Raw genomic sequence first — 21,192 nt, 5'->3', positions numbered from 1 at the left:
GGCCGACAGCCTATTGGGGCTCCGCGGTCTGGGCGGCGGCGGCCTCCAGCTCCTCCTCCCGCTGGCGGGAGCGGGCCCGGTCGGAGTCGGCGATGATCCGCACGGCCTCGTCGGGGTCGTCGGTGACGGAGATCAGGTCGAGGTCCTGGGCGGCGATCTTGCCGGTGCCGAGCAGGGTGTTCTTGATCCAGTCGAGCAGGCCGCCCCAGAACTCCGAGCCCATCAGCACGACCGGGAACGAGGTGACCTTGTGGGTCTGGACCAGCGTCAGGGCCTCGAAGAGCTCGTCGAGCGTGCCGAAACCGCCCGGAAGGGCGATGAAGCCGCGCGAGTACTTGACGAACATCGTCTTGCGCACGAAGAAGTAGCGGAACTCGATGCCGAGGTCGACGTAGTCGTTCATGCGCTGCTCGAAGGGCAGCTCGATGCCGAGCCCGACCGACACCGCGCCCTCGACCTCGGAGGCGCCCCGGTTGGCCGCCTCCATGACGCCGGGGCCGCCGCCGGTGATCACCGCGTAGCCGGACTCGGCCAGCGCCCGGCCGAGCCGCCGGCCCATCTGGTATTCGGGGGTGCCCTCGGGGGTGCGGGCCGAGCCGAAGACCGTGATCGCCGCGGGCAGCTCGGCGAGCTGGCCGAACCCCTCCACGAACTCGGCCTGGATGCGCAGCACCCGCCACGGGTCCATGTGCACCCAGTCGGACGGACCCTGCCGGTCGAGCAGCCGCTGGTCGTGGGTGGAGCTGGGGACGAGACTCCCGCGCACGACCGCCTGCCCCTGACGGCGTTCGGCTCGTTGCTTCTGTTCCATGGTGGTCACGCTAGTCCTCTCCGTACCGGCCCGCGGCGCCGTTCCCGACCGGGGCCGCGCCCGCCGAAGCGGGCACTTCGAGGATGAATGCCCAGGTCGAAGGCCAGATGAAGGCGCCGAAAAAATCTTGGGAAAAGCAGGGAACCGAATTTCGACCCCCCTGCGTCTAACTGCCGAGGGTGCTGCTCGGGACTGAAAGTGGCTTTCCCCGCCAAATGGCCGGCGAGGAAAGCCACTTTCATTTTGTCAGCCAGTTGAGCAGGGCCTGCTCGCTCTCCGTGATTTTCGGCAGCGACACGTACTCGCCCTGCTGGTGCGCCAGGTTGGGGTCGCCGGGGCCGTAGTTCACGGCCGGGACGCCTAGCGCGGAGAAGCGGGAGACGTCCGTCCAGCCCAGCTTGGCGCGCGGGGTGCCGCCGACCGCGGCGGCGAAGGCGGCGGCCACCGGATGCGTCAGGCCGGGCCGCGCCCCGGGCGCCGCGTCGAGGAAGCTCACCTCGTAGCCCTCGAACACCTCGCGCACGTGCTGCTCGGCCTGCTCGACCGTCAGGTCGGGGGCGAAGCGGTAGTTGACGGTGACCACGCACTCGTCGGGGATGACGTTGCCGGCCACGCCGCCGCTCACCGCGACCGCGTTGAGCCCCTCGTGGTACTCCAGGCCGTCGACCACCGGCAGCCGCGCCTCGTAGGCGTTGAGCCTGGCCAGCACCGGCTCGATGCCGTGGACGGCGTTGACCCCGAACCACGACCTCGCGCTGTGGGCCCGCTTGCCGGTCACGGTGACGTCGGCGCGCAGGGTGCCCTGGCAGCCGCCCTCGATCACGCCGTCGGTCGGCTCCATCAGCACCGCGAAGTCGGCCGCCAGCCACTCGGGGTGGTCCCTGGCGACCCTGGTCAGGCCGTTGCGCTCGGCCTCGATCTCCTCGCAGTCGTAGAAGACGTACGTGACGTCGCGGTTGGGGGCCGGGACGGTGGCCGCCAGCCTCAGCGCGACCGCCACGCCCGCCTTCATGTCGGAGGTGCCGCAGCCGTAGAGCAGGTCACCCTCCACCCGGCTGGGCAGGTTGGCCGCGACCGGCACCGTGTCGAGGTGGCCCGCGATCAGCACCCGCTCGGCCCGGCCGAGGTCGGTGCGGGCCACGATCGTCTCGCCGGAGCGGTCGACCTTCAGGTGCGGCAGCGCGGACAGCGCCTGCTCGACCGCGTCGGCCAGGCGCTTCTCGTCGCCGCTCACCGACTCGATGTCCACGATCGCGGCGGTCAGCGCGCGTACGTCCTGTGTCAGGTCCAGCATCAGGTGTTCACTCCATGTTCGCGCAGCACCTCGTTGAGTGCCGCCTTGTCGTGCCGCTGCTCCGGCTCCAGACGTTTGATCACCAGCACGCACGGCAGCCCGAACGTGCCGCCGGGGAACTCCTTCTGCCGCGTGCCGCCGACCGCCACGCACCAGTCGGGCACCCTGCCCCTGGCCAGCTCCTCGCCCGTCTGGACGTCGATCACGGGGATCGTGCCGGACAGGATCGTGCCCGCCCCGATCACCGCGCCCCGGCCGACCCGCGCGCCCTCGACGATCATCGAGCGGCTGCCGATGAACGCGTCGTCCTCCACGACGACCGGCACCGCGCCCGGCGGCTCCAGGACGCCGCCGATGCCCACTCCGCCGGACAGGTGCACGTTCTTCCCGATCTGGGCGCATGAGCCCACCGTGGCCCACGTGTCGACCATGGTGCCCGAGTCCACGTACGCGCCGATGTTCGTGAACGACGGCATCAGCACCACCCCCGGCGCCAGGTACGAGCCCCAGCGCGCGATGGCGCCCGGCACCACCCGCACCCCTTCGAAGGAGGTCTTGAGCGGCACCCTGTCGTGGTGCTGGAAGTCGCCCACCTGGGAACGTGCCATGCCCAGCAGCCGGAAGGCGAGCAGGATCGCGCGCTTGGCCCGCTCGTCCACCACGACCTCGCCGCCGACCAGGCGGGCGACCCTCGCCTCGCCCTTGTCCAGCAGGTCGACGGCGCCGACCACCTGGATGCGCGCCTCCACGTCGGCCGGGGACAGCTCCGCGCGTCGTTCCCACAGCTCGTCCACCACCGGGGACATCACGTGACTCATGGCCACGGAGCTTATCCGGCCGGGTAGGTTCTTCAGGGTGCGCCTGCGCTTCTCCCGTGGAGTCATCACCATCGCGATCATCGTCGTGGTGCTCGCCGTCGGCGTCTCCGTGGGGCTCTATCTCCTGCTCAAGCGGGCGACGCCGCTGGTCCTGCCGGAGGCCTACTGCATGGTGCGCACCCCCGAGGGCGTGCTGACCCTCGATCCGGAGCAGGCGCAGGTCTCCGCGACCATCGCCGCGGTCGCGGCCCGCCGCCGCCTGCCCGAGCGGGCGGTCGTCATCGCGTACGGCACCGCGTTGCAGGAGTCGAAGCTGCGCAACCTGTCCTGGGGCGACCGCGACTCGGTGGGCGTGTTCCAGCAGCGCGAGTCGCAGGGCTGGGGGCGCAAGAAGCAGCTGATGGACCCGGTCTACGCCAGCAACAAGTTCTTCGCCGCCCTGGTGAAGGTCAAGAACTACCGCAAGCTGCCGCTGGCCGAGGCGGCCCAGGAGGTGCAGCGGTCGGCGGGCGGCTACGCGTACGCGCAGCACGAGCAGGACGCCAAGATCCTGGCCGCCGCCTTCACCGGCCGGGTGCCCAAGTCCGTCCACTGCTGGTACCCGCCGCCCAAGCAGACGCCCGCGCCGCAGGCCAGGACCGCTGAGGCGCGCAAGCAGCTGGCCAGGGCGCTGGGCGACCCGGCGATCACGACGAAGAAGCGGGGCTGGCTGGTGGCGTCCTGGTGGGTGGCGTACGCGGAGAAGTACCAGCTGCGGCGCGTCGGCTACAGCGGCGCCACCTGGGTCAACGACGTGGACGCCGACGGCTGGAAGAAGGGCGGCCAGGCCGGCGACGGCGAGGTCGAGCTGTCCTGACCCCGGCGCGGCGCCGGCGGCGCGGACGTCAGGTGGCGCGGGTGACGATGGTGATCGAGCCGGGCGGCAGCGGCTGGGCGTAGCTGGCGCTCCAGGCGTGGCCCTGGATGCGGTCGAAGGAGAGCAGGCGGCCGTCGGAGGCGTGGTAGTCGGCGAAGTCGAGCAGGCCGCGTTCGGGGTTGCCGGTCTCGCCCTCGCTCCTGAAGGCCGCGGTGCCGCGCTGGATCGGGAAGAACTCCACGCCTTCCATGATCAGCATGCTCTTGGCCGGGACCATGCCCTGCGTCGGCACCTCGGTCCAGAGCAGCACCTCGAGATGGGACGCCTCGCCCGCGGCCTTGCCCTCGCGCACCTCGACCGAGAGCCACAGGCGGCGGCGGGCGACGTCGCGCAGCAGGTACTCGACCCACTGCCGGCCCTGCCAGGAGACGTGCATCGCGCCGAGCACCCGGTAGGGCGAGCCGTGCACCTCGATCCGGTCGGCGACCTGGATGGTGCGAGGGTCGGCGTAGTCGGTGCCGGCGTGCCCGGGGGCCTCGACCGGCGCCGGCAGCGGGGTCTCGACCGGAGCGACCTCGGCCGGTGGCGGCGGCGCGCTCGACCGGCCCCTCCTGTCCTGCCGCATGGTGGCCAGGAACGCCCCCAGCAACAACAGGACGGTGGCGATGCTCAGCCCGAGTACGACCATGGAGGTCATGCTCATCCGTCAGCTCGCTCCACTCGCGGTCTGTCTCGGCAGACGCCTTTTTCAATTTGTCCGTGCGCTACGACGGGCGATCCTACTGGAGGCGGCGCACGGCCGCACTGATGCGTTCGTCGGTGGCGGTCATCGCGACGCGGATGTGCCGTCCACCAGCCGATCCGTAGAAGTCTCCCGGCGCGACCAAAATCCCGATTTCGGAAAGCTTACTCACTTGATCCCACGCGTTCTGCCCGTTCGACGCCCATAGGTACAGACCGGCGGTCGAATGGTCGATCGTCCACCCCGCCCGCTCCAGCGCGGGACGCAGCACGGCGCGCCGCGCGGAGTACAGCTCGCGCTGGCGTTCGGCGTGCGCGTCGTCGCCGAGCGCGACCGTCATCGCGTCCTGGACCGGCTTCGGCATGAGCATGCCGGCGTGCTTGCGCGTCTCCAGCAGCCGCTTGACCAGGACGGGATCGCCCGTCACGAACCCGGCCCGGTAGCCGGCCAGGTTGGAGCGCTTGGAGAGCGAGTGGACGGCGAGCAGCCCCTCGTGGGAGCCCCCGCAGACGTCGGGATGGAGGACGGAGACCGGCTGCTCTTCCCAGCCGAGCTCGATGTAGCACTCGTCGGAGGCCACGACCGTGCCGCGCTCGCGCGCCCAGGAGACCACCTTGCGCAGGTGCTCGGCGGGCAGCACGCGCCCGGTCGGGTTGCCCGGGGAGTTGATCCAGAGCAGGTCGACGTGCTCGGGGCCGACCGACAGCGTGCTGTCGGAGGCGGTGGCGGTCGCGCCGGCGAGCCGGGCGCCCACGTCGTAGGTGGGGTAGGCCAGCTCGGGGAAGACCACCCGCCGGGCGCCGAGGTAGGTGGGCAGCCAGGCGACGAACTCCTTGGAGCCGATCAGCGGCAGGACGTCCTGCTGGTCGACGGTGACGCCGTGGCGGCGCCGCAGCCAGCCGGCGGCGGCCTCGCGCAGCGCCTTCGTGCCGTGGGTCAGCGGGTAGCCGGGGCTGTCCGCCGAGTCGCGCAGCGCCTGCTGGACGGCCTCGGGCACCGGGTCGACGGGCGTGCCGACCGAGAGGTCGACGATGCCGTCGGGATGCGCCAGGGCACGTTCCTTGTACGGTTCGAGCCGGTCCCAGGGGAAGTCGGGCAGCTTGTTCACGGTTCTCCAGGGTCGTTCGGGGCCGTACACGCCTGCCGCGGACACGGGCGCGCGGGGCCCGCCCGACGTGGACGGCCCCGGCGCACGCGACTCGCTAGTGGTCCTCGCCCTGCGGCGGCAGCGCGGCCACCACCGGGTGGTCCTTCTCGATCTTGCCGACCTTCGAGGCGCCTCCGGGCGAGCCCAGGTCCTCGAAGAAGTCCACGTTCGCCTTGTAGAAGTCCTTCCACTGCTCGGGAAGGTCGTCCTCGTAGAAGATGGCCTCGACGGGGCACACTGGCTCGCACGCGCCGCAGTCAACGCACTCGTCGGGGTGGATGTAAAGCATGCGCTCGCCCTCGTAGATGCAATCGACGGGGCACTCCTCGATGCACGCCTTGTCCAGGACGTCCACGCAAGGCTGCGCGATGACGTAGGTCACCTCGAGCTCCTTTTTCTCCGCACCATGGCATGACTCTGACCGCGGTTTGCTACGCCCTAGTATTGCCGTGCTTGCCAGCTGGCCGAAACGGAGGGTGGCAAACTCATGGCCGCACGCCTCGTCGTCGCGATCACAACTCAGGACATAGGCGCACGGATCACCACGCGAAGACGCGTCCCAGAAGGCTTCCGGGACGCCGTCGGCGTGCTCGAATCCTGGACGGACGGCGTGTTGCGCGTTCGCAAGCGGGACGGCACATTGGTGGAGATCGACGAGGAATCGCTGGTCGCGGCCAAGGTCGTTCCGGTCGCGCCTCCTCGACCTCGGGCGAAGTAACGGTAAGTATTCGTTGTGTGACCGTACGTATCTGCGCCGCCGTAGCAGCCGTTCTCGCCAGCGCCGGATGCGGCGCGTCAACGTCCCAGACCGCGTCCGAGGGGTCAAAGGACCTTCCGGTGCTCAACGTCCGGGCCGCCTCGCTGAAGCAGGGCTTCGGCACGATGGCGCGCCTGGCCGAGGCCGCCAAGCGCGAGGGCCAGCTCACCGTGATCGGCCTGCCGCACGACTGGGTGAACTACGGCGAGATCATCGACACCTTCGCCGACAAGTACGACATCAAGGTCAACGAGCTGGAACCGGGCGCCAGCAGCAAGCGTGAGCTCGACGCCGCCGCCCAGCTCAAGCCGGACGTGTTCGATCTCACTCTGGACATGGCCGTCTACGGGGCCGACAAGTTCGCGCCGTACAAGGTGACGGGCTGGCAGGACCTGCCCGACTACGTCAAGGACCCCAAGGGGGCCTGGTACGGCGCGTACGGCGGCTACATGTCGATCGGCTACGACCCGCGCGAGGTCAAGGCCCCGGCCTCCTTCGCCGACCTGCTCAAGCCCGGCTACCGCGTCGCCCTCGACGGCGACCCGCTGCGCTCGGCGGCGGCGTTCGGCGGCGTGATGGCGGCGTCCATGAAGGCCGGCGCCAAACCGGACGCCAGGCAGGGGGTGGAGCTGTTCGCCAAGCTCAAGCAGGCCGGGCAGCTCGTCGAGCCGGCCAAGGCGAACGTGATCATCGACTGGGACCACCTCAACGCGACCCGCAGCGCCGACCACGCCGACTCCTGGGAGGTGACGATCCCGCGCGACGCGCCGTTCGGCGCGTACCACGTCCAGGCGATCAGCAAGACCGCCCCGCATCCGGCCGCCGCCCGGCTGTGGCAGGAGTTCCTGTTCTCCGACGAGGGCCAGAACCTGCTGCAGAAGGGCTACGCCCGTCCGGCGCGCGGCGAGGCCATGCTCATGAAGGGCAAGCTCGACACCGAGCAGGCCGCCCGGCTGCCCAAGGCCGCCGGCCCGCCCGTGCTCATGACGATCCCGCAGACGGACGCGGCGAAGGCGTACCTCAGGCGGGAATGGAGCAAGAGCGTGGGATGAGTCCGTTGTGACTTGATATGTCGTAGAGACGATCAGGCTCTAAAGTGAACGGACAGCACGGCCACGGGGGCCCGATGTCTGACGAATGTGAGCTGATCGTCTTGCGATACGACGCACCGAGCTTGGAGCGGTGGAACAGTCGCGCCTACGACAGCAGTTTCGGGTACGTCTCCACCCAGGGCGCGCCGCTGGTCGACCTCCTCGACCCGCAGCCCGGGGAGCGCGTGCTCGACCTCGGGTGCGGCACCGGGGTGCTGACCGCGCAGATCGCCTTCAGGGGCGCGGACGTCCTGGGCATCGACGGTTCCGCCGCGATGATCGAGAAGGCGCTGGCCCAGTACCCGGGGATCGACTTCATCATCGGCGACGGCCACGACTTCACCGTGGTGGACCCGTACGACGCTGTCTTCTCCAACGCGGCGCTCCACTGGATGAGCCGCGACCCCGCCGCCGTGATCGCCAGCGTCCGCGAGGCGCTGAAGCCGGGCGGCCGGTTCGTCGCGGAGATGGGCGGCGCGGGCAACTGCGCCGAGCTGACCGCCGCGATGCTGACCGCCTGGCGCGAGTACGGCCTGCGCGAGCCCGATCTGCCGTGGTACTTCCCCACGCCCGCCGAGTACGCGCGCCGGCTGGAGCAGGAGGGCTTCGTGGTCCGGCTGCTGGAGTACTTCGACCGGCCGACGCCGCTCGACGAGTGCCCCGGCGGGGCCGCCGACTGGGTGCGCATGTTCGCCTCGTCCGTGCTCGAAGGACTGCCGCCGGAGATCGTGGAACCCCTGCTCGGACGGGTCAACGAGCTGGCCGCGCCCGCCCTGCGCAGGGAGACGGGCTGGATGGCCGACTACGTGCGTCTACGCTTTGCCGCTGTTCGGCGCTGATGCGTAGTGCATGATGCGTAGGGCTGTTTTGCCGGACTATGGTCTGTTCCGTGGGCGGCGAGATGTTGGCTGCGCCGCTGCGGCGGCGTGAGGGGCTGGTGAACGGAACGGGATGAACTTCTGCCTGAGCGACCTCGTGCCACCGTTGAGGTGGAGCGACGCGTCGACGATCACGCTACTGACCGGGCAGCCGGATCTGCCGGACGCGTGGTGGCGAAGCCTGCCCATGCCGCTGGTGCTCGCAGCCATCGGCCCGGAGTCGCTGGGCGAGCTGCTGACCGAGATCGCGCTGGAGCACTGGCCGGCCGCCGCCGTCGGTGACGTCCTGCCGGCTCTGCACGTCCTGGACCCGGACGAGGCCGACGAACCCGCCGTCGCCATCGCGCTCGACCGCGCCGGGTCGTGGACGGGGCTGCTCTCGCTGACCGGGCGGGAGCTGGTGGACCAGCCGTTCATCCAGGCCCGGCCGGTGCTCAACACGTTGTTCGGGGCGGTGCTCGTCCGGCTGGCGCATCCGTACGCGGGTGGGCGGCAGGTCGAGGCGCACGCACCGGCGGCTCTCGCGGCCCCCGCGGCCCCCGCGGACGCCGTCGTGGCGGCGGAGCTCGCCCCTGAGCCCGCCGCGTTCCCTGCGGGCGCGGCCGCTGCGGAGGCCGTCGAGGAGACGGCCGGCCGTGACGGCGAGCGGGTGCTGGACGCCGACTCCGAGCCGGTCGTCGAGGAGGTGCCGCGGCCCGAGGCCGAGCCCGTGCTCGACGCCGCCGAGGAGCCCGCGCCCGAACCCGCTGCCGCGGAGGCGTCCGCGCTGGAGGCCGAAGGGGTCGGCGGCGAGCCCTTCTCGCCGGACGACCACGACGAACAGGCTGAACGGCACGAACCCGCCGACGTGCCTGAGGTCCCTGAGGTCGTTGCGGGGCAGGACGAGGATGAGCCGGTCGAGGCCGCACCGCCCGCGGCATCCGCCGATCACGCCGATCACGCCGAGCCCGAGGCGCACGCCAAGCACCCCGAGCACGCCACCGAGCCCGAGCCCGAGGCCGACTTCGAGCACTCTCGGGCCGACGCCGAGCACGCCGAGCCCGACGCCGAGCAGCCCGAGCACGCCGAGCCCGACGCCGAGCAGCCCGAGCACGCCGAGCACCCTGAGCCCGAGCACGCCGCGCCCGACGCCGCGTACCCCGAGCCCGAGGCCGACGCCGGGTACGCTCAGCCTGAGGCCGGCGCCGCGCACGCCGAACCCGACGAGGCGGACGCCGAGCACGCCGAGTCCGCCGAGGCGGGCGGCGAGGAGTTGTCCGAGCTGATCGAGGCCGCGTTCGCCGGGCTCGACGACAAGAGCTGGGCCGTGGCGCAGAACCGGGTCTTCACCGACGAGCCCTCTGCGGTCGACCAGCTGGCCAAGCTGTTCGCCGTCCCCCCGGCCGACATCTCCGCCACCGAGCAGGAGCTGCGCGTCCGTCTCGACCAGTGGCTGGCCAGCGAGGAGGCCGCGCCGTACCGCGCCCACCTGGACGAGCTGCGCAGGACGCTGGGCCCGGCCGCGCCCAAGGAACAGCTGATCGGCGCGGCCGACTGGCACGCCAGGGAGATCCGCGCGCTGGAGGTGCCGGCCTGGCAGTTCGTGCTGGCCACGCTGCCGGCGCAGTCCGCGCAGCCGAATCCGCCGGTGGAGTTCCAGCAGCCGCACTCGGCGTTCGCCGCGATGCAGCCGCCGCCTCCCATGCCCCCACCGCCTGTGCCGTCACCGCCCGTGCCGTCACCGCCCACGCCGTCACCGCCACCGCCTCCCATGCCGCCGCCCCCGGCCGTTCCGGTCGGTCCGCCGCAGTTCCAGGCGTTCACGCCGGTCGCGCCGCCGCCCGCGGAGGGCAACGGCGGGGCGGAGCAGAACAAGCCGTACCAGCCGCTCAAGGACGTCTCCCAGACCAGGCGCTGCTTCCGCCAGCCGGACGGCCGCTGGTGGCTGCGGATCGACGTGACCGCCGAGCAGCTGGCCGGCGGCGAGTGCGCCCTCCCGACGGGCTTCGCGGCCTACCTGGGCCTGTCCCCCGGTGAGAGCCGGGCGGTCAGGAGCGCGGCGGGCGAGCTGACCATGACCTGGCACGGCAGGCCGGTGCTGGAGTCCATCGAGCGCCTGCTCGTGGACGTCGGCGCCAAGGAGGGCGGCCACCTGTTCCTCACGCTGTCGGACGAGGGCGTGCTGCGCGCCCGTCACCTGCCGGTCGCCGCCCAGAACGCCGAGAGCATCACCAAGGCGCTGCGCCTGGTCGGCTACACGGCGCCGGGCGGCACCCGGGACCAGGCGGCCAGGGTGATCGCGACGAGGATCGGGCTCACCGGCCCCGTCGGACTGCCCGACCTGCTCACCAGGCTCCGCGAACGCGGCGACCGCGACCTGCTCGCCCTCTTGGACTGACCTCCCGTGCCGCGGCTCGCGATCGGCCCTGACTTTCCAGGGGAGCTCGGCGCACTGGCTCAGCCGGTGCGCAGGGACGCCGTGGTCGCGCTGCGCCGGTTCCTGCTGAACGTGTCCGGAGCCCCGCACCCCGAGCGGGTGCGGGGCTGCCGGGACGCCAAGGTCGCCACGCTGCGCCTGGCCGACGGGCATCGCGGCGTGGTGGTCCGGCAGCGCGACGTCTACTGGCTGCTCGCCGTGCGGCCCGACCCGGAGGCGTGGTCGTACGCCCAGCGTCACCGGTACGGCGTCAACCCCGTGATCGGCGTCGTCGAGGAGTGGGACGCCGAGACCCTGGAACGGGTCGAGCCCGCCTTACGCAGGTCGGCCCGCCCCACGCGGCTGTTCGACCAGATCTGCGACGGCGACCTGCTCGCCCTCGGCATCGACGTGCACGTGCTGCCCCTGGTCAGGCTGATCTCCACCGAGGCCGACGTGGCCGCGCTCGAACCGCTGCTGCCGCCCACCCAGTACGCGCCGCTGGCCGTCCTGGCCAGGGGCGGCACGCTGTCGGAGGCGTGGCGCGAGCTGGACAACTGGCGCGCCCGCGACGAGGAGACGGGCGCGATCGACCCCGACGACCTGCACGCGGCGCTGCTGCGCAGCCCGGACCGCGCGGTGTTCGCCGCCGACAAGGTGGAGCTCGACCGGGTGCTCGGGGCCCCGGACTGGTGCACGTTCCTGCACCCGACGCAGCACCGGCTGGCCACGGCCGGACGGTACGAGCAGCCGGTCCTGGTCGTGGGCGGCGCGGGCACCGGCAAGACGATCATCGCCCTGCACCGGGCGGCCCACCTGGCGGCGCGGGGCAGCGGCCCGGTGCTGCTGGTGACGTTCTCGCAGAGCCTGGCCGAGGAGCTGGCCGGCCGGCTGGACGTGCTGATCGCCGACGAGAGCGTGCGCAAGCGCGTCGAGGTGGACAACGCCGAGCGCCTGGCCGTGCGGATCGTCGCCGACGCGGAGGGACGCCGTCCCGCCCTGGTCGGCCCGGGGGCCCGGACGCTGGCCCAGCTGACCGACGAGGCGATCAGGCTGCTGTCGATCACGACCGGCGACCTGCTGGACGACGTGGAGCCGGGCCGCAAGCCGTACCGGCACATCGTGGTGGACGAGGCGCAGGACGTCAGCCCGGCGCAGTGGCGGCTGCTGCGGGCGGCGGCGCCGCACGCGCACGACGACCTGTTCGTGGTGGGCGACCCGCACCAGCGGGTGACCGACACGCGGGTGGCGCTCGGCGCGGTGGGCATCCCGGCCGTCCAGCACGACCTGCGCATCTCCTACCGGCTGCCGCAGGAGATCCTGTCCTACGTGGTCCGGCTGCGCGGCGGCGGCCCGGCGAACGGCCTGGTCAAGGGCGTGGCCGAGCTGTTCGGCTACCGCGCCACGCACAACGGCCGGCGGCCCGTGGTCCGGGCGTACGACACCCCCGAGTCCGAACTGGCCGGGCTGCGGGCCACGGTCGGCGGCTGGCTGGCGGACGGCGTGCCGGAGGGCGAGATCGCCGTCGGCGCGCGCACCTCCACGCTGGCGCGCGCCGCCCGGGAGGCCCTGGACGGGCTGGACGTGCGCGTGGCGACCTTCCAGCACCTGAAGGGGCTGGAGTTCGACCGGGTGGCGCTCGTCGGCGTGGCGGAGGGCGTGGTGCCCGGATCGCTGCCCGAGGAGCCGGCCGCGCGGGCTCGAGCGCTGCAACGCGAGCGGAGCATACTGTTCGTCGCCTGCACACGGGCCCGAACGATGCTCTATATCTCGCATTCCGGAAGGGGGAGCCCATTTCTGTCCCCCTGATCACATAGTCTGAACTGCGGATATCTTCCCTTTGCCGGTTGGACCTCAATGAACCTCAGCCTGAGCGACCTCGCGCCACCCCTGCGCTGGACCTCCCCTGGTCAGATCGCGCCGATCGTGGAGGAGCCCCAGCTGCCCGAGGCCTGGTGGCAGGCGATCCCCCTCGACCGCGCGTGCGCGATCGTCGGGACGCAGACCGTGGCGGGTCACCTGGCCGAACTGGCCGTGGCCTGCTGGGGGCACCTGCTGCTCGGCGACATCCTGCCGCTGCTGCGTTTCTCCGACCCCGCCGAGGCCGAGCGCACGCCGGAGTCGCTGGGCAAGGACGTGGTGCAGAAGCTGTTCACCGGTGTGTTCGAGCGGCTGCTCGAACCCGCGCCCGCCGCCCTGCCCGTCCCGGCCCGGCCCGACAAACCCCTTCCCGAGCTGATCGACGCGGTGTTCGCCGCGCTCGACGACCGGCAGCGCGCCATCGCCCGCGACCGGCTCTACGCGGCGCAGCGCGCCACGCTCGACGAGCTGGCGCAGCGTTTCTCGGTCACCCGCGAGCGGATCAGGCAGATCGAACGGGACCTGCGCGACCACGTGGAGGCCTGGCTGGGCTCGCCGGAGGCGGCGGCGCTGGTGGCGCACGTGACGTGGCTGAGGGGCAGGCTGGGATCGGCGGTCCCGGCCGACGACCTCGCGGCCGCCGTGCCATGGCACCGCGGCGAGCTGCGCACGCTGGGCATCCCCGCGTGGCGGTTCGTCCGCACGCTGCTGACCGGCTACGAGCAGGCCGACGGGTGGCTGGTCTCCGGCGGGGCCGACGAGCTGCGGGAGAAGACGCGGCAGTTGTTCACCGACGGGCCGCGACCGCTCGGCGAGGCGGTGTCCATGGTGGCCCAGCTCGGCGTCCGCGAGGACGTCGCCGAGCGGTGGATCCTGGCCGTGCCGCAGCTCCGGGTGCTCGGCCGGCATGTGGTGCCCTGGCCGCGCAGCATCAACGAGAAGGCCGAGGCGGTGCTGGCGGTGGCGGGCACGCCGCTGTCGCCCGAGGAGATCCAGGAACGCATCGGCGAGGACTACAGCCTGGTCGGCATCCGCAACCAGCTCACCGCCGACGAGCGCTTCCGCCGGGTGGACCGGAACAAGTACGGGCTGACCAGGTGGGGCGGCGACGAGTACCTGGGCATCAGGGAGATGATCGCCCGGGAGATCGAGCGGGCCGGCGGCGAGGCCTCGGTGAGCACGATCGTGACGAACCTGACCTCCCGCTACGACGTGAGCGAGAGCTCGGTGCGCGCCTACTCGGGCGGCCCCGGGTTCGAGCGCACGCAGCGCGGCTGGATCAGGGTGGCCGGAACGTCGCCGACCGGCGAGTCGGAGCCGTACCAGCCGCGCAAGGACGTCTCGGAGACGCGGCGCAGCTTCCGCTCCCGCGACGGACGGTGGTGGCACCGCGTGGACGTCAACGCCGAGCACCTGCGCGGGTCGGGCTCGCCCCTGCCGACCGGGTTCGCCGCCTACCTGGGCATGGCCCCCGGCGGGTCGCTGACCGCCTCGACGCCCTCGGGCGACGTGGTGATCAGCTGGCACAACCAGCCGACCATGGGGTCGATCCGCAACGTGCTGGCCGACTTCAAGGCGAGCGAGGGCGACCACGTGTTCCTGACCGTCTCCGACGGCGGCGAGCTGCTGACCCGCTACCTGCCCGCGGCCGCCGTGGCGATGCCGCCGCTGAACCGGGCGCTCTACCTCATCGGCTACACCGCCCCGGTGCACTCCGAGATGGAGGGGCTGCGGCTGATCGGGGCCCGCATCGGGCTGCCCGACACGGCCACCCGCGAGGAGGTGCTGGCCAGGCTGCGCGAGCGCGGGGACCGGGACATCCTCGGCTTCCTCGGCGGGTGAGGGCTAGGCTCGGGTGATGTTGCGGATCCACGACACCCGGGCCAGACAGGTCGAGGAGATCTCGGGCGGGCGGGCGGTGCGCGTGTACACGTGCGGGCCGGCGCCGCACCGCCGCGTCCATCTGGGCGACCTGCGCACGTACGTGCTGTCCGACCTGGTCAGGAGGGTGCTGGAGGGGCGGCGTACCCGGGTGGTGGCCTGCCGGCACGTCGCCGACCTCGCAGGTCCCGGCGGGGAGGCCGGGGGGGCGGCCCGCGCCCACGAGGACGCGTTCGTCCACGACGCGGCCGCGCTCAACCTGCGGCCGCCGGAGCACGCCCCGCGCGCGGGCGAGACGGTCGACCTGATGATCGAGCTGATCGCCGGGCTCGTCGAGCGGGGGCACGCCTACGCGGCGCCGGACGGCTCGGTGTACTTCGACGTACGGACGTTCCCGGCGTACGGCGAGCTCTCCGGCGCCGGCCTGGACGACCTCAAGCCCGCCGGCCCGGCCGGCGCCGCCGATCCGTACAGACGTTTCCACGCCGACTGGGCCCTGTGGCGGCCCGCCGACGGCGACCAGGGCCGGGACGCGCCCTGGGGCCGGGGCCTGCCCGGCCCGCACGTGGCGTGCTCGGCGCTGTCGCTGCGTTTCCTCGGCGAACGGATCGACCTGCACCTCGGCGACGCCGCCCGGCGCTTTCCGCACCACGAGGCCGAGCGCGCCCAGTCGGACGCGGCCGCCGGCCACGAGGTGGTGCGCCACTGGGTGCACGGCGAGCGTCCGCTGTTCGACGGGCGCGAGATGGCGGAGTCCGCGGGCAACGCGGTGCTGCTGTCCGACGTGGTGGCGGCGGGGCTCGACCCGCTGGCGGCGCGCCTGGCCTTCCTCGGGCGCCGCTACCGGGAGCGGCTCGACCTCGGCTGGGACGTCCTGCGGGCGGCCGACCGCACGGTGCGGCGGTGGCGGGCGCGGGTGGCCGAGTGGTCGGAGTCGCCCAGCGCGCCCATGGCCGCGTCGTACGCCGAGCGCGTCGGGGCGGCCCTCGACGACGACCTCGACACCCCGGCGGCGCTGGCGATCCTGCGGGAGCTGGAGCTGGACGAGTCGGTCGCGCCCGGGTCGAAGTTCGAGACGTTCCTGCACCTGGACCAGGTGCTGGCGCTCGACCTGTCCACGGAGATCGGAAAGCCGCGGGTGCCGCCCGCCGGGGCCGCCGAGCTGCTGGCGCAGCGGGAGCGGGCGCTGGCGGCCAACGACTGGGCGGCGGCCGACCGGCTGCGGGACGAGCTGGCCGACCTGGGGGTTCGCGTCACCGACACCCCGGAGGGACAGAGCTGGTCCCTCTGACCGGGAGCCCTGCGCGCGAGGCCGCTCCGGCCACCTGAAACGGCCGGAGCAGTGAGCCGGTACTGCCAGACTTGTTCAAGTTCGGCAAGATGGAGGTATCGGTGAGACCCTTTGCGTGGATGCCGTGGCCTTTGCGGTGGTTCGCCCGGGTGTTGACCGTGCTTCTCGCGCTGGCGCTCGTGCTGGCCGGGGTCCTGGTGTACACGGTACGGAAGTCGTTCCCGCAGGTGGACGGGGCGCTGCGGCTGCCCGGCCTGACCGGGAAAGTCGAGATTTATCGCGATAAATCGGGGATTCCGCACATCTATGCCGACAGTGCGGCCGACCTGTTCATGGCGCAGGGCTTCGTCCACGCCCAGGACCGGTTCTTCGAGATGGACTTCCGCCGCCACACCACCGCCGGACGGCTCTCCGAGCTGTTCGGCAAGACCACGCTCGGCAACGACAAGGCACTGCGGACCATGGGCTGGCGCCGGGTGGCCGAGCAGGAGCTGCCCGGCCTCGACCGGCAGACCCAGGACTTCCTGGCCGCGTACGCCAAGGGCGTGAACGCCTGGCTGGAGGCCAACCCCAACGCCTCCGACCGCAGCCTCGAGTACTCGGTGCTCAAGCTGCAGAACGGCGAGTACCGGCCGGAGCCGTGGACCGCGGTCGACTCCGTCGCCTGGCTCAAGGCCATGGCGTGGGACCTGCGCTCCAACATGGAGGACGAGATCGACCGCGCCCTGGCGCTGACCAAGCTGCCCAAGGAGCGCGTCGAGCAGCTCTACCCCGGCTACCCCTACGACCGCCACACCCCGATCGTCGGCGAGGGCGCGCTCGCCCGGGGCCGCTACGACCAGCAGGCCGAGCCGCGGATCGGCGGCGTCCGCGCGCTCTCCCAGGCCGCCGCGACGCTCGACGCCGTGCCGAGCACGATGAGCAGCGAGGAGCGCGAGGGCATCGGCTCCAACTCGTGGGTGGTCTCCGGCGCGCACACCGCGAGCGGCAAGCCGCTGCTGGCCAACGACCCGCACCTGTCGCCGCAGATGCCGTCCGTCTGGTACCAGGCCGGGCTGCACTGCCGGACGCTGTCCGAGCAGTGCCCGTACGACGTCACCGGGTTCACCTTCTCCGGCGTGCCCGGCGTGATCATCGGGCACAACGACAAGATCGCGTGGGGGTTCACCAACCTCGGGCCGGACGTGGCCGACCTCTTCCTGGAGAAGGTGGACGGCGACACGTACCTGTACAAGGGCGAGCAGGTCAAGCTGGAGACGCGGCAGGAGCAGATCAAGGTCGCCGGCGGCGACCCCGTCACGATCACCGTGAAGAGCACCCGGCACGGCCCGCTGATCAACGAGGTGATGACGGACGCCCGCCCCAGCGGCGAGGCGAACGCCGTGGCCCTGCAATGGACCGCCCTCACCCCCGGCAGGACCGTGGACGCGATCTTCGCGCTCAACAAGGCGGGCGACTGGGCCGAGTTCCGCTCGGCGGCGGCGCTGTTCGAGGTGCCGTCCCAGAACCTGATCTACGCCGACACCAGCGGCAAGATCGGCTACCAGGCGCCCGGGCGCATCCCCGTACGGGAGAAGGGCGACGGCACCTGGCCGGTGCCCGGCTGGACCGGCGAGTACGACTGGAAGGCCGCGCCCATCCCCTACGACCAGCTCCCCACGATGGAGGACCCGGCCGAGGGGTTCATCGTCACGGCCAACAACGCCGTCATCGACCCCCGCCGCTACCAGCCGCTGCTGACCAAGGACTGGTCCTACGGTTACCGCTCCCAGCGCATCCGCGAGCTCGTCGAGTCCGCGATCGCCAAGGGCAAGGTCGACGCCGGGACGATGTCGGACATCCAGCAGGACACCTCCAACGAGTTCGCCGGCACGCTGGTGCCCGCGCTGCTGCGGGTGGACCTGGCCGGGCCCGCCCGCCAGGCCCGCGAGCTGCTGCGGACGTGGAACCACGCCCAGGGGCTCGACTCCGCCCCCGCCGCCTACTACAACGCGGTGTGGCGGCACCTGCTCATGCTCACGTTCGACGACGACCTGCCCGAGCAGGTGTGGCCCGGCGGCGGCGACCGCTGGTACGACGTCGTCGCCAACCTGCTCACCGCCCCCGACGACCCCTTCTGGGACGACGTGACCACCAAGAACCTCACCGAGACCCGCGACGACATGCTGCGGCAGGCGATGGCCTCGGCGTACCAGGAGCTGTCGGAGCTGTTCGGCGCCGACGTCAAGTCCTGGAAGTGGGGCGACCTGCACCAGCTCGAACTGGTCAACGGCACGCTCGGCACCTCGGGCCTCGCACCCGTGGAGGCGCTGTTCAACCGCGGCCCGTTCGCCGTGCCCGGCAACAAGGACGCGGTGAACGCGACCGGCTGGAACGTGCAGAAGGGGTACGGGGTCACGGCGGTGCCGTCGATGCGCATGGTCGTCGACCTGTCGGACCTGGACAAGTCCCGCTGGATCAACCTGACGGGCGCCTCGGGGCACGCCTTCCACGACAACTACTGGGACCAGGCCGAAGCCTGGGCGCGGGGCGATCTGCTCCCGATGTACTCCAAGCCCGAGGCCGTGAAGAACGCCGCCGTCCACACCCTCACCCTCACCCCCTGACCCCCACCCCTGCCCTCGTCCCCGACCCGCCCCCTCCCCTCGGGCCGGTTCGTGACGGAGGCACGGCCCTGCGCCCTCGCCCCCTCTGAGGGCGCCTCCTTGCCCTCTGAGGGCGGGTCCTGGCTGGAGGGTTGCCTGGCCGGGGGTAGGGCGGCGTGCCCGGTGTACGACCGTGGTTGTAGGCGAAGGCCAGACCGTGGTCCGACGCGCCGGGGCCCCGGCCGCTGTCAGCATGGCCGCATGACTCGCCTCCGGTACTCCGATCGCCTCTGGTACTCCGTCGGGATCTTCCTCCTGCTCGTGGGCCTGGCGCACCTGGGCGTGCTCGTCGTGGCCGGCGGCCCGTGGGAGGGGGCCGTGTCCTGGCGCAAGCCGTTCACGTTCGGGGTGTCGTTCGGGTTGAGCGTGCTGACCCTGACGTGGGTGTCCCAGTGGTTACGCCTGCGTGCCCGCGCGTTCGTCCTCGGGGCGTTCGCGGTGGCCTCCACGGTCGAGGTGGCGCTGATCACCCTTCAGGCGTGGCGCGGGGTGCCGTCCCACTTCAACATGGAGACCCCTCTCGACACGGCCATCGCCCGCACGCTGGCCGCGTTCGGCATCACGCTCATCGTCATCGCGATCATCATGACGATCGCCGCCTTCCGCCCGGCGCCGGAGGTCGCCCCGAGCACCCGTCTGGCCGTACGGGCGGGCTTCGCCACGCTGCTGGCGTCCATGGTCTTCGGCGGCGTGATGATCGCCCGTGGCGTCGTGGCGGTGATGACGGGCGACCAGCAGCTCGCCTACACGGTGGCCACCGCCCTCAAACCGGCCCATGCCGTGCTCATGCACGGGGTGCTCCTCCTGCCGGCCCTGTCCTGGCTGCTGTCCCGCACGCTCCCGTCCGAGGGCGCGCGGCTGCGCGCCGTACGCCTGGCCACCTGGGCGTACGTCGCGGTGGCCGCCCTGGTCTCCGGCCTGGCCGTGGCCGGGGTGGCGGTGGTGGGGCCGTCCACGGCTTCGGTGGTGTCGGCCGGGGTGATCTCGGCCCTGGCCATCGCGGCGGTCGTGCTGGGCCGGTTCAGCCCCCGCCTCGGCCAGGCGAAACATTGAGGCCGGGGTAATGGGTCAGCCGTTAAGCCGTCGCCGCCGCCACCACACGGGCGCGCGCGGATAACCACCGTCGTCCAGGTCGGCCAGCCGCTCGAACACGTTGTACGACGCCTGATGCCCGCACACGACCACCGACACGAGCATGGCCAGCAGGTAGAGCGGGAGCATCGGCAGCCCGGCGCAGCAGGCCCACTGGGTGGCGTGCCGTGCTTCGTGCCGGATGAGCCGGTCGTCGAGCGCGTCCTGCCTGGTCAGGACGACATTCCCCACCGTGAACGCGCCCGCGATGGGAAAGCGGTAACGGTAGCCGAAGGCGAGGATGAGCCCGTCGGGGCCGGGCCGGCGGGCCGCGCCGCCGACGATCGAGATGAGGAGGCCGAGCGGAGTGGCGAGGTTCACATAGTTCACCGCCCGCCGGAACCGATGGCGCCTGTTCATGCGTCTCAGTCTTGACCAATCTTGACAAGTCGGAATAATGATCTGCGTCCTGAAATCTCCCACAAGAGCAGGATTATGAGATTCTCCATCCTGGGCGCGCTGCTCGGCGCTGTTGCACTGGCCGGAGCCGGCGGAGTCGCGATCACCCAGACATCAGCCACCGATCCCCTACGTTCTACCGATTCTCCTTCCGGCGCGCAGGTGGCGTTACCCGTCGCCGACACCCCGACGGCGACGCCCACGGCAACGCCCTCGGTCGGGGATTACACCGCCACGACGAAGGTGGTCAAGAAGAAGGGCGTCTCGTACTTGAATGTGTCCGTCAAGTACGACGGAGCGGCCCGCTTCACCGTGAAGCAGAAGGTGTGCAGGAGCAAGTCCTGCAGGAGCGCCACCGCCCAGTTCCCCGTCACCACCGGAACCGGGCAGACCACGAAGAAGCTGGGCAAGGGCACGTACAAGGCGAGGGGCAAGCCGGCCGTCAAGGTCAAGCCGCTCCCCTGGCCGACCCGCACCGTGACGGTCTCGCCGACCGCCACGGCCGCGCCGAGCGCGACGGCGACCGTGACGTCCACGGTGACCGAGCAGGCCACGGTGACCGCCACGGTGACCCAGCCCGGTCCGACCGTGACCGTGCCCGGCCCGACGGTGACCGTGCCGGGGCCGACGGAGACGGTGACGTTCACCTGTCAGCCGGCCCCGCCGACGTCCCCGCTCCCGCCGTCCGAAACGCCGACCGCCACGCCGTCGACCTCGGTCTCGGAGTCCCCGGACGTCCCGGACGCCCCGGCCCAGGCCCCCGCCCCACCGGCGAGCGACACCCCGACCCCCACTCCGACGCCGACGCCGACGCCGACGCCGACCGCGACGGACGTCCCGACCGACAACCCCACCAGCGCCCCGACCGACGTCCCCACGGACGTCCCGACGTGCGCGCCCCCGACGGATGTCCCCTCCGAGACCCCGACCCCGACCCCGACCCCGACCTCCACGGACACCGGCGCCCCCACCGACACTCCCACCCCGCCGGAGCCCCCCACCCAGTAACCGCCGACCGACACCACGCATGACCAAGGGCCAGGCCCCCAACGCCTGGCCCTTGGTCATGCCCGCCTGCCCCCATGACCCACCGCGGCCGCCCTCTCACATCACGGCCCGCCGCCGCCCTCGACCGGCACGACCGCCGCGCCGGCGGCCGGGCATAGCCGCGGGGTCAGAGGTTGTCGCGGGGTCAG

Annotated in this window: 18 protein-coding genes; 11 read left to right on the top strand and 7 right to left on the bottom strand. The window is 72.0% G+C overall.

All coding sequences use genetic code 11. From position 1 onward, the window contains the following. Positions 1–10: 10 nt before the first annotated feature. The 3 genes from ACFYYW_RS26835 to ACFYYW_RS26825 form a co-directional block, all read right to left on the bottom strand. Positions 11–811, bottom strand: coding sequence for a TIGR00730 family Rossman fold protein (locus ACFYYW_RS26835; RefSeq protein WP_352352877.1), 801 nt, complete (start codon positions 809–811; stop codon positions 11–13). A gap of 238 nt (positions 812–1,049) precedes the next feature. Then, positions 1,050–2,105 carry a succinyl-diaminopimelate desuccinylase gene (gene dapE, locus ACFYYW_RS26830; protein WP_352325372.1) on the bottom strand — a complete coding sequence of 352 codons (1,056 nt, stop codon included), beginning with the start codon at positions 2,103–2,105 and terminating at the stop codon, positions 1,050–1,052. Continuing rightward, positions 2,105–2,923 (bottom strand): 2,3,4,5-tetrahydropyridine-2,6-dicarboxylate N-succinyltransferase, encoded by an 819-nt coding sequence (locus ACFYYW_RS26825; protein ID WP_352325370.1) that lies wholly within the window; start codon positions 2,921–2,923, stop codon positions 2,105–2,107. Before ACFYYW_RS26825 ends, dapE begins: the two co-directional genes overlap by 1 nt. Between ACFYYW_RS26825 and ACFYYW_RS26820 the strand changes: the two genes are divergently transcribed. Next, the gene (locus ACFYYW_RS26820; RefSeq protein ID WP_352325369.1) at positions 2,922–3,779 is read left to right on the top strand and encodes a hypothetical protein; all 858 of its coding nucleotides are present in this window, start codon (positions 2,922–2,924) and stop codon (positions 3,777–3,779) included. The two genes, ACFYYW_RS26825 and ACFYYW_RS26820, sit on opposite strands and share 2 nt — an antisense overlap. 28 nt (positions 3,780–3,807) lie before the next feature. Here ACFYYW_RS26820 and ACFYYW_RS26815 read toward each other — a convergent pair whose 3' ends face one another. The 3 genes from ACFYYW_RS26815 to fdxA form a co-directional block, all read right to left on the bottom strand. Further along, positions 3,808–4,482 (bottom strand): DUF4178 domain-containing protein, encoded by a 675-nt coding sequence (locus ACFYYW_RS26815; RefSeq protein ID WP_387652476.1) that lies wholly within the window; start codon positions 4,480–4,482, stop codon positions 3,808–3,810. A gap of 76 nt (positions 4,483–4,558) precedes the next feature. Further along, positions 4,559–5,629 carry a succinyldiaminopimelate transaminase gene (dapC, locus tag ACFYYW_RS26810; RefSeq protein WP_352325367.1) on the bottom strand — a complete coding sequence of 357 codons (1,071 nt, stop codon included), beginning with the start codon at positions 5,627–5,629 and terminating at the stop codon, positions 4,559–4,561. Between the two features lie 94 nt (positions 5,630–5,723). Further along, positions 5,724–6,050 (bottom strand): ferredoxin, encoded by a 327-nt coding sequence (gene fdxA, locus ACFYYW_RS26805; RefSeq protein WP_106240826.1) that lies wholly within the window; start codon positions 6,048–6,050, stop codon positions 5,724–5,726. A gap of 105 nt (positions 6,051–6,155) precedes the next feature. Here fdxA and ACFYYW_RS26800 point away from each other — a divergent pair, with 105 nt between their 5' ends. From ACFYYW_RS26800 to ACFYYW_RS26760, 9 genes are all read left to right on the top strand, one after another. Then, positions 6,156–6,386: a hypothetical protein gene (locus ACFYYW_RS26800; RefSeq protein ID WP_352325366.1), complete on the top strand. Its 231-nt coding sequence runs from the start codon at positions 6,156–6,158 to the stop codon at positions 6,384–6,386. 119 nt (positions 6,387–6,505) lie between these two features. Further along, positions 6,506–7,477, top strand: a complete 972-nt coding sequence (locus tag ACFYYW_RS26795) for an ABC transporter substrate-binding protein (protein WP_352325365.1) — start codon at positions 6,506–6,508, stop codon at positions 7,475–7,477. A gap of 101 nt (positions 7,478–7,578) precedes the next feature. Continuing rightward, on the top strand, positions 7,579–8,355 hold the full coding sequence (locus ACFYYW_RS26790; RefSeq protein WP_352325364.1) for a methyltransferase domain-containing protein: 777 nt from the start codon (positions 7,579–7,581) through the stop codon (positions 8,353–8,355). A 226-nt stretch (positions 8,356–8,581) separates the two neighbouring features. Then, positions 8,582–10,771: a hypothetical protein gene (locus tag ACFYYW_RS26785; protein WP_387652472.1), complete on the top strand. Its 2,190-nt coding sequence runs from the start codon at positions 8,582–8,584 to the stop codon at positions 10,769–10,771. Positions 10,772–10,777: 6 nt separating this feature from the next. After that, the gene (locus ACFYYW_RS26780) at positions 10,778–12,598 is read left to right on the top strand and encodes a UvrD-helicase domain-containing protein (RefSeq protein ID WP_387652470.1); all 1,821 of its coding nucleotides are present in this window, start codon (positions 10,778–10,780) and stop codon (positions 12,596–12,598) included. A gap of 48 nt (positions 12,599–12,646) precedes the next feature. Further along, positions 12,647–14,491, top strand: coding sequence for a sigma factor-like helix-turn-helix DNA-binding protein (locus tag ACFYYW_RS26775; protein ID WP_387652468.1), 1,845 nt, complete (start codon positions 12,647–12,649; stop codon positions 14,489–14,491). A gap of 16 nt (positions 14,492–14,507) precedes the next feature. Further along, a complete protein-coding gene (locus ACFYYW_RS26770) occupies positions 14,508–15,821 on the top strand; it encodes a cysteine--tRNA ligase (RefSeq protein WP_387652466.1) in 1,314 nt (437 codons plus the stop codon). 119 nt (positions 15,822–15,940) lie between these two features. Further along, positions 15,941–18,427: a penicillin acylase family protein gene (locus ACFYYW_RS26765; protein WP_387652464.1), complete on the top strand. Its 2,487-nt coding sequence runs from the start codon at positions 15,941–15,943 to the stop codon at positions 18,425–18,427. 240 nt (positions 18,428–18,667) lie between these two features. Further along, positions 18,668–19,519: a hypothetical protein gene (locus ACFYYW_RS26760; protein ID WP_387652462.1), complete on the top strand. Its 852-nt coding sequence runs from the start codon at positions 18,668–18,670 to the stop codon at positions 19,517–19,519. A gap of 15 nt (positions 19,520–19,534) precedes the next feature. Here ACFYYW_RS26760 and ACFYYW_RS26755 read toward each other — a convergent pair whose 3' ends face one another. Further along, complete coding sequence (locus tag ACFYYW_RS26755) at positions 19,535–19,957, bottom strand: hypothetical protein (RefSeq protein WP_352325594.1); 423 nt, start codon at positions 19,955–19,957, stop codon at positions 19,535–19,537. A 75-nt stretch (positions 19,958–20,032) separates the two neighbouring features. Here ACFYYW_RS26755 and ACFYYW_RS26750 point away from each other — a divergent pair, with 75 nt between their 5' ends. Beyond that, entirely contained in the window at positions 20,033–21,004 is a 972-nt protein-coding gene (locus tag ACFYYW_RS26750; protein ID WP_387652460.1) for a hypothetical protein, read from the top strand. Positions 21,005–21,192 lie beyond the last annotated feature (188 nt).

It is taken from the genome of Nonomuraea sp. NPDC001831 (assembly GCF_042892035.1).
Lineage (GTDB): Bacteria > Actinomycetota > Actinomycetes > Streptosporangiales > Streptosporangiaceae > Nonomuraea.
Note: the sequence above shows the minus strand (reverse complement) of the source record. Positions and strands in the feature narration are given on the sequence as shown.

Coding starts and splice junctions, on each gene's coding strand:
- ACFYYW_RS26770 (WP_387652466.1), top strand. CDS start 14,508: ATGTTGCGGATCCACGACACCCGGGCCAGACAGGTCGAGGAGATCTCG.
- ACFYYW_RS26835 (WP_352352877.1), bottom strand. CDS start 811: ATGGAACAGAAGCAACGAGCCGAACGCCGTCAGGGGCAGGCGGTCGTG.
- ACFYYW_RS26750 (WP_387652460.1), top strand. CDS start 20,033: ATGAGATTCTCCATCCTGGGCGCGCTGCTCGGCGCTGTTGCACTGGCC.
- ACFYYW_RS26815 (WP_387652476.1), bottom strand. CDS start 4,482: ATGAGCATGACCTCCATGGTCGTACTCGGGCTGAGCATCGCCACCGTC.
- ACFYYW_RS26765 (WP_387652464.1), top strand. CDS start 15,941: ATGCCGTGGCCTTTGCGGTGGTTCGCCCGGGTGTTGACCGTGCTTCTC.
- dapE (WP_352325372.1), bottom strand. CDS start 2,105: ATGCTGGACCTGACACAGGACGTACGCGCGCTGACCGCCGCGATCGTG.
- ACFYYW_RS26800 (WP_352325366.1), top strand. CDS start 6,156: ATGGCCGCACGCCTCGTCGTCGCGATCACAACTCAGGACATAGGCGCA.
- ACFYYW_RS26755 (WP_352325594.1), bottom strand. CDS start 19,957: ATGAACAGGCGCCATCGGTTCCGGCGGGCGGTGAACTATGTGAACCTC.
- ACFYYW_RS26785 (WP_387652472.1), top strand. CDS start 8,582: ATGCCGCTGGTGCTCGCAGCCATCGGCCCGGAGTCGCTGGGCGAGCTG.
- ACFYYW_RS26775 (WP_387652468.1), top strand. CDS start 12,647: ATGAACCTCAGCCTGAGCGACCTCGCGCCACCCCTGCGCTGGACCTCC.
- ACFYYW_RS26825 (WP_352325370.1), bottom strand. CDS start 2,923: ATGAGTCACGTGATGTCCCCGGTGGTGGACGAGCTGTGGGAACGACGC.
- ACFYYW_RS26760 (WP_387652462.1), top strand. CDS start 18,668: ATGACTCGCCTCCGGTACTCCGATCGCCTCTGGTACTCCGTCGGGATC.
- ACFYYW_RS26820 (WP_352325369.1), top strand. CDS start 2,922: ATGGCCACGGAGCTTATCCGGCCGGGTAGGTTCTTCAGGGTGCGCCTG.